This window comes from Kitasatospora sp. NPDC001095, from assembly GCF_053598615.1.
On record NZ_JBSFKQ010000023.1, the window covers coordinates 92703 to 105346 of the forward strand.

Sequence of the window (12644 nt, forward strand, 5' to 3'; positions counted from 1 at the left end):
CCATACCGGCACGCAGGAAGGGACACAGGACCGTGACACAGCAGTTCGTGGGGAAGACCGTACTGATCACGGGAGGAGGCAGCGGGATCGGCCGGGCCGGTGCCCTGGCGTTCGCGGCCGAAGGCGCGATGGTGACCGTCGCAGGCCGCACCGAGGAGGCCCTGAAGGAGACCGTGCGCCTCGCCGAGGCCATCGGCGGCACCGCCCGGTACGTCCTGGCCGACGTCACCCGGGAGGACAGCGTGGAGCAGGCGGTCGCGGCGGCGGCCGAGGGCACCGGCCGGCTCGACATCGCGCTCAACAACGCCGGCTACGACGGCGGGTTCCAGCACACCTGGGAGTACGACGCCGACATGCTCGACCGGATGCTCGCCACCAACACACGCGGCGCGTTCCTGTCGATGAAGCACGAGCTGAAGCGCATGGTCGAGCAGGGCTCCGGCGTCATCGTGAACATGGCCTCCGGCGCCGGTCTCGTCGGCGTCGCCGGCTTCTCCGGCTACACCGCCACCAAGGCGGCCGTGATCTCCATGACCAGGAGCACCGCGCTGGAGGCCGCGCCGCACGGCATCCGCGTCAACGCCGTCGCTCCCGGCCTGGTCGAGACCCCGATGATCGCGGCCATGGACCCGGACACCGAGCCCATGAAGTCGATCGTCGCCGCGCACCCCATGGGCCGCATCGCCCGCGCCGAGGAGATCGCCGACGCCGTCCTCTGGCTCAGCTCCACGCGATCGAGCTTCGTCACCGGCGCGGTCGTCCCGGTCGACGGCGGCTACACCGTCCCGTAGCCGCACGCTCCCTCCCTCCCTCCCTCCCCAGCGGCGGGCGGACCCCGGCCCCAGCAGCCCGCTGCTCCCGCCCGCCGACCGGGCAACCGACCCCAGCACCCGCAGCGACCGAAGGAGAACGAGATGACCACCGCGACACGGGAACCCGCGACACAAGGGTCCGGGACCGTCACGATCGGCGGGGACCTCACCGTCCGTCGCATCGGCTACGGCGCGATGCGGCTGACCGGCCCGAGGGTCTGGGGCGACTACCCCGACCGCGCCCGCGCCGTGGGCGTCCTGCGCGCCGCCGTCGAGCGGGGCGTGAACCTCATCGACACCGCCGACGTCTACGGACCCCACACCAACGAGGAACTGATCCGGGAGGCCCTCCACCCCTACCCGGACGACCTGGTGATCGCCACCAAGGGCGGCTTCGTGCGCGGCGGACCCGACTACGCCGACCTGGGCGCGGTCGGCAACCGCAACTACCTGCGGCAGGCCGCCCACATGAGCGCACGGAGGCTCGGCCAGGACCACATCGACCTCTACTACCTCCACACGCCGGCCATGACCGACGTCCCCTTCGAGGACATCGTCGCTACCCTCGCGGACATGCGGCGCAGCGGCCTCATCCGCCACATCGGCCTGTCCAACGTCAGCGCCGGCCAACTCCGCACGGCCCTGGCCGTCACCGACATCGCGGCCGTCACCGTGCAGTACAACGTGGCGGTGCGGGAGAACGCGGCCGTACGGCGGTCGGCGGAAGAGGCCGGGATCGTGTTCTCGCCCTGGCACCCGGGCGGGCTTCCCGGGGAAGGCGAAGGCGACCTCTTCCACGCGGTGATCGCCCCGATCGCCGCCGCCCACCACGCCACCCCGCGCCAGATCGCCCTCGCCTGGCAACTGCACCGCGGACCCAGGACACTGTCCATCCCCGGCACCACCAGCATCCGGCACCTGCAGGAGAACACCGACGCCGGACACATCCAGCTTGACGCCGAAGAGGTCGAAGCCATCACGACGCTCGTCCCCGAAGAACACTGAGGAGCGGCAGCCCTGAGGACGCGCTTCAGAGCCGGCCAGGCGCCCCGGACCTCCTACGTCCACTTCCCGACGAAGAACGCGCTGGTGGAGGAGTACCGCCGGCAGTTCGAGTCGGAGCATCCGATCGCCGCCGAAACAGCCCTGGAGCGCGCTGACCTGACTTCGGCTCAGCGGATGCCGGCGATCTTCGGCGCTCCTGAGGGGGAGCCGTCCGCGCCCGCGCGGGCGCGGCTTCCGAACGGGCCAGATCGGCTCGGCCTCCATGGTGTCGCTCGCCCCCGGCACCAACGACGCGCAGAAGACCACGGGCGTCAGCGTCATCATCCTCGCCCTGATCGCCAACGGCACCCTGCCGGGCCAGGGGCGAAGGCCCCCGACTGGGTGATCGTGCCTCCGTTCAGCCTGATCCCGCGAACAGTGAAGCGAAGATCGCCCACCTCGGCAGCGCATGCCTGACCCCGACCGGAAACCCGACGGGGCTCGAGGACACTGTTTGGCGCTGCCTCGGCCGTCGGCGGGCGTGGGCTCCTCATCAGGAGCGGACCGGTCGGTGGACGATCCGCAGGCGCGGTGAGGGCAGCAAGAAGGCGGCGCAGCCGATCTGGAACAGAATGCCGATCAGCGCCCACCCGCTGACGAGCAGCACGAACATCGGCGGTCCGCACCACAGGACGGTGACGACGGGCTGATGGAGTTCGCTCTCCCTCTTCGGCGCGGAGAGGAGGAGCAGCAGCAGCGACGGCACGCCGAACCACCCGAACAGGAACAGCCCCAGGTCGATGAAGCCGGTCAGGAACTCCGGTCCGGAGAGCTCACCGGTATGTGCCAGCCAGAGCGCGCAACCACCGGCCGCAGCACTCCATACACAGCCGAGGGCGAACAGATAGCGGACGGCGGCCCGCATGAACCACGCCAGGGCGCTCTCGGTTCTCAGCACGGCACCCATGGCCGCTCCACCCCTTCGGCAGCTCCAACAGGAGCATCATCCTCGCAGGATATTTGAACGCGTTCAATAGCTTCCCTGGGTGGCCTCTGTTCGAGCGACGGGGTTGGCTCATGAGCCACCCCAGCCATCTGAACCGGCATCAACCCGGACAGATCCTCTGAACGACGCCGCCCTGGGGGGCGCCTGCGGGCTGACCATGCCGTTTTCCCGTAGGTCGCGCCAGAATTCGGCCGGGATCTGCTCGTCGAGAGCGGCGAGGTCCTCCGCGACCCGGCTCGGTTTGGTGGCGCCGGGGATGGCAGCGGCAGAGACAGGGTGAGCGAGGGAGAACTGCAGGGCCGCTGCCTTGACGCCCACCCCGTGTCGCGCGCAGATACCGTGGGGCCGCGCGCAGGCCGTCTCGGGGTGCGGCCCGTCGAGCGCATGGAGGTGTGACGATGAGCGGAGCGAACCGGACCCCGTCGTCCGGGTCGGGAAGGCCCGCGGTCGCGGTACTCGGCACGGGCACCTCGGGAAGGCCATGGCAGCGGCCTCAACAGCACGTACGTCCAGAGCAAGGGCCCGAAGATGATCGACGACGACCTCGACACGAGGGTTGGGGTCTCGTGGGGGAGGGCTTCGATGTTGTCGGCCTCCAGGACGACCTGGATGGGGTCGTATCCGGAGGCGTCAGCTGTGACCTCGGCCGCGGCGACGGCGGCGGCGGTGGGGTCGACGGCGGAGGAGAGCTCGGCCGGACCGAACGGGTCCTGCTCCAGGAGGCGGTCTGCGGCGGCGACCTGGACGGGCGAGGCATCCACACGGTACAGGAGGACGGCCTGCTGGGCTCGCTCGGTCAGGTCGCCGAGTTCGGCGCTCTCCACGGCGGCGAGCTCGGTCGCGGTCTCGGCGAGGACGGCCTTGGTGAGGTCGGGGTCGTCGAGTTCGTGGAGGGCCCGGCCGACGCGGTTCGCGGACTCGATCAGGCGGCTGTAGGAGACGACCATCGTGCCGCCGCTGGGGAGGTTCGGCTCGGCGATCGCGCCCGCGACCTCGCCGAAGGCTTGGCGTTCTTGCTCGCGGCGCCAGCCCTCAGTGTTGGGCTCCAGGGAGCCGGCGGCGCTGGCCGGGTGGGTGTAGGTGCGCCACAAGGCGTCGGACAGCTGGGTGAGCGCTCGGGCCAGGCCCAGAAGCGCGGAGGTGCCGACCTCGGCGGGGAGGGCGGCGATGCGGGTGGCGAGGTCGCCTTCGCCCGTTCCCCAGGTGCCGATCAGCTCGTGTCGTGCGGGGTCGATGCTGTAGCGGGTCATGGAACCGTACCTTCACTCTCTACCGCGGCACTGCCTGGCTGAGCGTCATTTTGGCGCAGGTATGAGCGGGGTGATCGCGTTGGCCGAAGGATGGGCCCGTCTCGGCGCTGGGTGGGTGCGGGCAGCGCCGTCCAGGGTTGTCCCCCCGCGCGCTCGTGGTCTGCAGGGCCTCCCGGTCGGGATGCCCGCCCAGTGGTTGCCTCCTCAGCATGAGGCCGTGACGGCTCCGCTGTGCCCGCAGGAACCGGCAATGGGTTTGTGCCGCGTTGCATGTCGTCGACACATGCACGGTGACGCCGTGACAGCCCTGTCTCGTCGCCCGCCGCCGAGGTCGGTTCATGGACGAGGAACATCCGGCGGGGATCGTCCCTCCTGTGGCCCTTGTCGGCGGATGGCTCGCCGTACCTGGCGGCCCGGGCCACGAAGCCGTCCCCGAGGCCGGTCGGAGTAATTCCACGTGTGTCGCAGACCAAATGCTCTGCACTCGAACAAATGTCAATAAGGTGGTCCCCAGGGCGCTGGCCGGTGTGGCCGAAAGCGCTGTCGAACCCCAAGGGAAAGGGTGACGGGAAATGTCAGAAGACATCAAGATCGGGAACTGGCTTCTCAGTCAGGACGCGGACGGAAACCTCGTGATCAGAAACGGGTCGGCGGTCTTCTCCTTCACCAAGGATGGAAGGATCGCTGGAAAGCACGGGGACTTCGTCGAGGAGGACACGATCATCTACCTCAAGAATGAAGTCCGAGGGAACGGCTACCTCAACGCCACGAGTCACGGCGACGGTGACCACCCCTCGGGCTTCAACGGGTGGGCGTTCTGGATGAGCGGCCCCGACGACGAGAGCAAGCTGCGCATCCTGAAGAAGCCGCAGTAGCCGAGGCGCCGGTGAGGTGCGGCGCGGGAGCTCCCGAACGCAAACGGGTGTCCCCGCGCTGCGCCCCGGACATTGGTGCGGGCGGCGTCTGGGAGGTGAGGCTCTCGTTGAGGGGCGCGATTCTGGGGTTTTGAGTCAATTGGCCGGACCGGCTCGTACGGGTGGGGGCGGCCTCGTCATCCCGTTGTCGAATGGTGCTGTTGGTGGGTCGGCGCCGCGGCGGCGAAATGCTATTGACCCGAAACGCTCCGGGTTCCGGCCGTGCGGCACGTCGCCGCAGGTCAGCGGCCCGACAAGAAGCCTTTGAGTTTCGGATCAATAATCACGCTCGGCCGTAATAAGTGTCGCTAGGGAGTCTCTGGTATGGATATTATTTCTCCGCCTCTCACGCAGGCTGCCAATTTCACCAGTGCGGTCTCCGGTGGCGTCGATCCCCGGACGGGCCTATTCAATATTCAGATCGCTCTGGGTAATATCGTCGGAAACCGCAACCTCGGCCCGTCGCTGCCGTTGAGCCTGAGCTACTCGCCGTTGACCCGGACCGACGTGGGGTTCGGGCGGGGCGTCTCGCTGGGGCTGACCGCCTACGACAGCTCCGAGCGACTGCTGACCTTGTCGACGGGTGAGCAGTACAAGGTGGACGACCCTGAGACCGGCACGGACGTCTTCCTGCGGCAGAAGAAGCTCGATACGCTCCGCGTCACCAAGGACAAGGACAAGGGCTGGTACCGGATCGTTCACAAGTCCCGTGACGTGGAGATTTTGACGGGGCCTGGGATCGGACCCGACCTCAAGGTGCCGACCGCTCTCCTGACGCCGGCCGGCCACCGCCTGGACCTGACGTGGGACCTGAGCGTCCCGCAACCGCGCCTGCAGAAGATCGAGGACGAGTACCACGACACATTGCTGACCGTGGAGTACACCGACTCCGTGACCACGCTGACATTCCTGCCCGATGATCCGGCCGAGGGTTACAAGGTCGAGCTGGAGTTCATGAACGGCCTACTCGACAGCGTGCATCACTTCGGGACGGGCCAGGACGAAGCACTGGTGTGGACGTTCGAGACCGAGCCCATGGGGCAGCAGGGGGAGTGGGGATCGTGGATCACCAAGGTGACCTGCCCCGGCGGGATGACCGAGACCGCCACCTACCGCAACGACGGAACCGGCCACCAGTTCCCGGAGTCCGCCCACCTGCCGGCGCTGCCGTACGTGACGCAGCTCGTTCAGGATCCGAAGGGCGGGCAGCCGCAGATCACGGTGAAGTACGACTACACCGACAAGAACTTCGTCGGCGGGAACTCCCAAGTGAGCTGGGATCCGGATCGGGACAACCTCTTCGACGACTTCCTGAGCGACTACACGTACGGGTCGACGGAGTCCCGCAGTTGCGACAACCAGGTCACGACGATCACCCGTACCTACACTCAATACCACCTGCTGACCGAGGAGAAGACGGAACGGAACGGTTTCTCCCATCGGGTGGTGACCGAGTACTACGCGCAAACAGGCCAGAAATTCGACAAGCAGCCGGCCCAGTTCCAGCTTCCGAGGAAGCGGACGGTCACCTGGACCGGCCCTGGGGGAACCCGGCCCCCCGAGGTCACGACGACCGAGTTCGACGACTGGGCCAACCCGACATCGCGCACCGAGCCCGACCGCGCTGTCACCGACTGGGCGTACGAGCCGCAGGGCGGAGACGGATTCTTCCGCCTGCTCACGACCGTCACCCGCCGGCCGGCGCCGGACACCGGGTTCGAAGCGCCCACCTTGACCACGGCGTATGAGTACAAGGCGTACTCGCCCACGGCGGATCCGCGGGTGGGCACCGCGATGCTGAAGACGCAGGAGACACAGGCCGCCGATGGCAAGCTCCTCAAGCGGGAGACCTACAACTACGACACCGCCATTGCGGAGTTCGGTCGGCTCGTCAAGCAGGTCGTCACCGAGAACCCGGGTGACAGCAATGGTGGCTCGCCGTCCACCCACACCTTCGCGTTCTCGGTCGATTCCTCAGGGGCCCTGGTCCAGAAGCACACGCTGACGTCCCACGACAACCTCTCAGTGACCCGAACACAACGGCGCTCCCGGTTCACCGGACGCCTGTGGTCGTCCACCGACGCCCAGGACACGACCGTGACCATGGCCTACGACAAGCTGGGCCGCGTGGTGAGCCGCACCGCGAACCCGGGCACCGAATACGAGGCGACAGACTCCTGGGAGTACACGGCCGGCAGTGGTGACGTCCCGTTCACCGTGACGTCCACCGACGCGATGCGCAATCAGGTCCGCGAGACCCTCGACGGTGCCGGGCGGCCGATCAAGCGCGAACGCAAGGACGCGGACGGCGACGGAGTCTGGCACACGGTCCAGGAGACCGCCTATGACGAGCAGGGGCGCACCTCGAAGGTCTCGGTCCTGGACCAGGCGAAAAGCGGCCCGATCGAGCTGACCCGGACCCTCTCCTACGACGACTGGGGCCAGCTGGAGAAGACCTCCTACAACAGCGGCGCGATCGAGGTGACCCGGGCCGACCCGGTCCGACTGACGACCACAACCCAGTTGCTGGGAGGCAGCACCCCGGTGACAGGAACCGAAGTGACCACCCACAACCTCCGGGGCGAGGCCGTGCGCGTGGAGCGCTTCGACCTGCAAGGCAACTCCGCCGGCCGTCGCACACTCGAACGCGATGGCTGGGGGAGGCTGCGCAAGGAGACCGATGAGCTCGGGCGCGCGACGAGCTACGAATATGACGCACGGGGACGGCTGACCCTCACCACATTGCCGGACCCGGACCACACGCAAATCTCGCGTACCTACGAGCCGTCCTCGCCCGACATGCTGATCACACAGATCGGCGTCGAGAAGGTCGTCTACGGCACACAGTCCTTCGACGGCCTGGGACGGCTTACCACCGCCACCTCCGGCGGACGCACCTGGTCGTACGGCTACAACAGACCCGGGGACCCCCACCCGTCCTCGGCCACGGGCCCCGACGGGCAGGATCTCGGCTACCAGTACGTTCCCGAGCTCGGCAACGCTCTCACGGAGGTCAAGGCTCACGGCCCGGCGGGCGAAGCCACCCAGCAGTTCACCCGACACAAGACCACGGGCTGGCTGACGGGTGCCCAAGAGGGGGCCGCCGCCATCGCCCGCAGCTACTCCTCCGTGGGACGGCTGACCAGGGACACCGGCCAGACCTCGGGGCAGGACAAGGTCACGATGCAGTGGACCTACACCGTCGGCGGCCTGGAGCAGAGCTACACCTGGGTCGACCCGAAGGCCACCCAGACGATCGAGCGCGACACGTGGGGCCGTATCAAGACGGTCACCGATCCGGCCATGAGGGTCGCGGTCGACTACGACGGTGCCGGCCGCATTGCCGGTTGGACGGCGGACGATGGCCAGGGGCACACCCTGGTCACGACGCTGGCTCTGGACGACTTCGGCCGGGAGGTCCGGCGTACCGTCACCGACAGTCGGAAGGTGGTCTGGACGCTCACCCAGGCCTGGCTCGGCAACGGCCTCCTCAAGCAGCGGACCCTCACCCGGGACGGCGCGAAACTGCGCGAGGAGACGTTCGCGTACAGCAGCCGCAACCAGCTCGCCGAGTACACCTGTGGCGGCATCGCGTTGCCGCGGGACGAGCACGGCAACGCGATCACCCAGCAGGTGTTCACCTACGACTCGTACGGCAACGTCACCACCTGCCGGAGCACCTTGCTCGCCGGCTCCAGCGTCACCGCGAACTACCGCTTCGCCAAGGACGACCCATGCCAACTCACCGGCATCGACTACCAGGACTCGGTCTATCCCGCCCGAACACTCCAGTACGACGCGTCCGGCAGGCTCGTCGTCGATGCGGCCGGAAGCAAACTCGGTTATGACGCACTGGGCCGCCTGACCGCCGCCGAGCCGGGCAGCGGCTACGGGTACGACCCGCTGGACCGGCTACTTACTCAGCAAGCCGAAGGGACCACCCGGCGGCTGACCTACCGGAAGCAGACACTCGCCTCCGTCACCGAGGGCGGACAACGCACCCGCCTCCTCGGGCTGGGCCAGACTTGTGTAGCCCAGCACCGCGAAGGGGGCACGCCTGAGACCCGTTTGCTCGTGGTCGACGGCAAGCAGACCGTGCTGGCGGCGGCCACGGCCCAGCAGCACGAGGAGTACGCCTACACTGCCTACGGTTACCGCCCGGTAGGCGCAGCGAGCAGTGTCCTCGGCTATGACGGGCAGTGGGCCGATCCGGCGTTGGGCTGGTTGCACCTGGGCGACGGCTACCGGGCGTACGACCCCGCGCTGATGCGCTTCACCACGCCCGACAGCGCGAGCCCCTTCGGCGCAGGCGGCGTCAACCCCTACGCGTACTGCCTGGGCGACCCGATCAACCGCACCGATCCGACCGGACACCTGAGCTGGCAGGCCTGGCTGGGCATCGGCCTCGGCGTCGCGGCGCTGGCGCTGACGGTCGTGACGGCCGGCGCGTCGATCGCGGCAGCCGGCGGTGTCATGGCGGCGGTCAGTGCGACATCGACCACGGCATTGGTCGTCGGTGCCGCTGGCGTCGTCTCCGATGTGACCGCGATCACCAGTGGTGCTCTCGAAGAAGCCTCGCCGAAGGCATCCTCGATCCTGGGATGGGTCTCGCTCGGCACCGGCCTCGGGGAAGCGGGCGCGGGCGCGGCCCGGGCCGTCTCCCGACTGGCCAGGCGCACCCCCGAGATCGCCGAGGCTGGTGTACGAGGCACGGTCTCCTCGGTGGAAGCCGCACGTGGCACGGCCTCGTCAGTGGACACCGGGCGTGGTGTGGTTGCCTCGGAGGGCCCCATGCGGGGCTCGGGGATGTCGCGAGAGGCCAACGCCCCCGACGCCGCACCGTCCCGCTTCGAAGCCACGCGTTACGGCAACGGGCGCACAGTGTGGTCCAGCCCCGACCCGGTGGGGCCCGTGGGTGTGAGGAACGTTGTCGGAACAGCGGTGGAAGAACGCAAGAACGTCGTCGTCCTGTCCGGCACCCATGGCAGTCCGGATGGGATCAGAACGGCCGAGCACTTTGACCGAGACATTTTCGAACAGGACGAGTTCGTGAAGACGCACTATCAGGGGCCGTCTCTTCGCGTAAAGGTCTACGACCTCGGCAGCGCCGAAATGACGGATCACAAACTGAGGCGGATCCTGACTCGTCCCAACACCGCGTTCGTTTGGGCGTTCTGCCACAGCAGCCACGACAGGCAGCTCCTGGCATTCGCCAAAATGTCGCGCCCGCCCAAGATCTACCACGTGTGAATCCCGCGACCAAGGAGACAGCTATGACGTGGACGTCCGTATCGAAGCTCACGATCGTGACTTGCAGCGGCAAGTCGGAGGGGGAGATCGAAGTGAGTCACCCGATCGGAGTGGTGGTGTCGGTCCAGGCCCGCGACGGAAACAACAAGGAGATCACGGTTGATTCCGCTGTGTTGATCGAGCGTACGAAGCTCATTGACTACGTCACCGAGTCGGAGCTCCACCGGGACGGGGAAAGTGGATGGTGCTACTGGGCTGACCCCGGTATTTGCGAACGCTCCGGATTGGGTCGATCCGCAGGCTTCCAGGCTGCGGAAGGCGCCGGAGCCCAAGTGGTCGAGTTCGGGGTGACCTGCGGTACCTACCCTCCAGAGCCACCCACCAAGTCGATCGGTATCGAGATCAGGACCGACTCCGGGGCGGTCATCAAGAGCTCGCTCAATTCGCACATCAACAGCAAGGTCGAGATCACCGCGAAGTAGTGCTCTGCGGTACCTTCCCTGCCCTCTGGGCCGGGGTGGTTCCCGATGTCCGGTGAGTCCGCAACGCGCGCGTGAACTTGCGACTGACCGCGTCAATCGAACTAGTCGCATGCCACTAGTACTCCAGTCTGACTTCGTGACCCATGCTGCATTGTGCGGGGAGTCGTATCACCGCTCCGTTGTGCCTGTCAGGGAGAAGAGCAATTGAGACGGCGCTGGAGGAGTTCAGGGTGCTGTCGCGTAGCGGTGTGCGAGCACGGTTACGGCCTTGGCGATGGCTTGTCTCAGTTCGGGTGGGCCGAGTACCTCTGCCTCTGTGCCGAGTCTGAGCAGGTCACTGACCGCAACGGCCTGTGCCTCAACCGGCATCTCCACCTGCACCCAGCCTTCGTGGTCTGGTGGCCCGGCGCTGTCAAGGGCTCGCGTGCCCACCGCGCCGAACTGTATGGGCAGCAGGCGCTGTGCCCGGGGAGAGATCCGCAGTCGCGCGGTTTCCTGGTGAAGCGCGTCCTCCAGCTGCCGAGAGGACTCCTCCCAGTAGGCGGCCAGATCGAATACGGCTGGTCGTTCGAAGACTTCGTCCGTGATGTCCACGGCCAGGAGCCGTGATATCCGGTAGGTCCGCACGGCCTCGTCGGCAAGCGCCACCAGATACCAGATGCCACTTTTGAGGACGATGCCGAGGGGGTGCAGTTCCCGGTGGACCTCACCGCGCCAACGCCGGTAGTGCGCGACCAGCACTCGCTGTTCCCACACCGCCTGCGCGACCGGCATCAGATTCGGAACCGGATCGGCGTCCCGGAACCAGGCCGGTGCATCGAGGTGGAACCGGTCCTGGATGCACCGAGTGCGCTCTGCCAGTTCCACCGGGAGGGCGGCCTGCAACTTCAGCTGAGCGGTCGCTAGCACCGCCCCGAAGCCCAGATCCCGCGCCGGGCCGGGTACTCCGGCGAGGAAGAGCGCGCCGGCCTCGGCGGCGGTGAGGCCGGTCAGCCGCGTGCGGTATCCGTCCATGAGGCGGTATCCGCCGACGGGCCCGCGGTCGGCGCAGACCGGTACACCTGAAGTGTTGAGTGCCTCGATGTCCCGGTAGACCGTACGGACCGACACTTCAAGCTCCGCGGCAAGCTCGGTAGCGGTCATCCGCCCACGGTTCTGGAGCAGCAAGAGCAGGGAGAGAAGGCGGTCGGCACGCATGGAGGCAATTGTCCCGCGTACCTGACAGGAGGTGTCAGGTACGGCAGCCAGGCTGGGCATACACCGTGCGCACGAGACGTGCGCCGATCGAGAGGACATCCATGCCCGTGCAGACCACCGGCAACATCACGTACGCCAACTGGGAGGAACGTACGGTCGGTTCGAGCGAAGCAAGCCCGAAACTCGCCCATGCCTCCGTCACCAACACCTTCTCCGGCGGCATCGAGGCCGCCCGCACGATCTGCGAGTACGTCATCGTCTACGTCACTGAGAAGACCGGTACGTTCACGGGCATGGAGGTGTTGGCCGGGCGCCTGGACGGACGCGAAGGCACCTTCGTCGTCGAGGAACGCGGCTCGTTCGACGCCGACGGCACCGTGCACTGCACCTTCGAGGTGGTGCCGGGAACAGGCACCGGAGAGCTGACCGGACTGCACGGAACCGGCAGCTTCACCTACAAGCCCGGCGAGTCGCCCTTCCCTTACACCTTCAACTACGACCTGGGCTGACCACGGACCACGACGGCCTTGAAGACCACACGACTCCCCAGCCCGAGGAAAGCAACCGGCGGGCAGGTTGCTACTCCACTTTCACTTCTCGAACTCGGGCGGTGAGCTTCCCCCGCTGCGCGGGAGGCGTTGATCACCTGGTCAGTCGACGGCCACCGGTTCGGCCGTCGCCTGGTCGGCGTAGTACTTCGCCTCGTATTCGTCGGGGCTGAGCCAGCCGAGTCGTTTCTGGATGCGTCG

10 protein-coding genes and 1 pseudogene are annotated in these 12644 nt (G+C 67.5%); 8 read left to right on the forward strand and 3 right to left on the reverse strand.

The window, feature by feature from the left end; all coding sequences use genetic code 11:
• Positions 1 to 32: 32 nt before the first annotated feature.
• The 3 genes from ACWDBB_RS20480 (at position 33) to ACWDBB_RS20490 (ending at position 2202) form a co-directional block, all read left to right on the forward strand.
• The gene (locus tag ACWDBB_RS20480) at positions 33 to 791 is read left to right on the forward strand and encodes an SDR family NAD(P)-dependent oxidoreductase (protein ID WP_449790960.1); all 759 of its coding nucleotides are present in this window, start codon (positions 33 to 35) and stop codon (positions 789 to 791) included.
• A 123-nt stretch (positions 792 to 914) separates the two neighbouring features.
• Positions 915 to 1817 carry an aldo/keto reductase gene (locus ACWDBB_RS20485; protein ID WP_449790961.1) on the forward strand — a complete coding sequence of 301 codons (903 nt, stop codon included), beginning with the start codon at positions 915 to 917 and terminating at the stop codon, positions 1815 to 1817.
• Between the two features lie 262 nt (positions 1818 to 2079).
• Positions 2080 to 2202, forward strand: a complete 123-nt coding sequence (locus ACWDBB_RS20490; protein WP_449790962.1) for a hypothetical protein — start codon at positions 2080 to 2082, stop codon at positions 2200 to 2202.
• Between the two features lie 147 nt (positions 2203 to 2349).
• On the opposite strand, the gene ACWDBB_RS20495 is transcribed toward ACWDBB_RS20490, so the two are convergent.
• Both ACWDBB_RS20495 and ACWDBB_RS20500 read right to left on the reverse strand, forming a co-directional pair.
• Complete coding sequence (locus ACWDBB_RS20495; protein WP_449790963.1) at positions 2350 to 2763, reverse strand: hypothetical protein; 414 nt, start codon at positions 2761 to 2763, stop codon at positions 2350 to 2352.
• A 108-nt stretch (positions 2764 to 2871) separates the two neighbouring features.
• Positions 2872 to 3132, reverse strand: a pseudogene (locus tag ACWDBB_RS20500) (aldo/keto reductase); the annotation flags it as partial.
• 236 nt (positions 3133 to 3368) lie between these two features.
• On the opposite strand from ACWDBB_RS20500, the gene ACWDBB_RS20505 reads away from it, so the two are divergent.
• The 4 genes from ACWDBB_RS20505 (at position 3369) to ACWDBB_RS20520 (ending at position 10698) form a co-directional block, all read left to right on the forward strand.
• Entirely contained in the window at positions 3369 to 4094 is a 726-nt protein-coding gene (locus tag ACWDBB_RS20505) for a hypothetical protein (protein WP_449790964.1), read from the forward strand.
• A 530-nt stretch (positions 4095 to 4624) separates the two neighbouring features.
• Positions 4625 to 4927: a hypothetical protein gene (locus tag ACWDBB_RS20510; protein ID WP_449790965.1), complete on the forward strand. Its 303-nt coding sequence runs from the start codon at positions 4625 to 4627 to the stop codon at positions 4925 to 4927.
• A gap of 363 nt (positions 4928 to 5290) precedes the next feature.
• A complete protein-coding gene (locus tag ACWDBB_RS20515) occupies positions 5291 to 10216 on the forward strand; it encodes an RHS repeat-associated core domain-containing protein (protein ID WP_449790966.1) in 4926 nt (1641 codons plus the stop codon).
• Between the two features lie 23 nt (positions 10217 to 10239).
• Positions 10240 to 10698 (forward strand): hypothetical protein, encoded by a 459-nt coding sequence (locus tag ACWDBB_RS20520; protein ID WP_449790967.1) that lies wholly within the window; start codon positions 10240 to 10242, stop codon positions 10696 to 10698.
• Between the two features lie 225 nt (positions 10699 to 10923).
• Here ACWDBB_RS20520 and ACWDBB_RS20525 read toward each other — a convergent pair whose 3' ends face one another.
• Positions 10924 to 11895, reverse strand: coding sequence for a helix-turn-helix transcriptional regulator (locus ACWDBB_RS20525; protein WP_449790968.1), 972 nt, complete (start codon positions 11893 to 11895; stop codon positions 10924 to 10926).
• 101 nt (positions 11896 to 11996) lie between these two features.
• Here ACWDBB_RS20525 and ACWDBB_RS20530 point away from each other — a divergent pair, with 101 nt between their 5' ends.
• Positions 11997 to 12404: a DUF3224 domain-containing protein gene (locus ACWDBB_RS20530; RefSeq protein ID WP_449790969.1), complete on the forward strand. Its 408-nt coding sequence runs from the start codon at positions 11997 to 11999 to the stop codon at positions 12402 to 12404.
• Positions 12405 to 12644 lie beyond the last annotated feature (240 nt).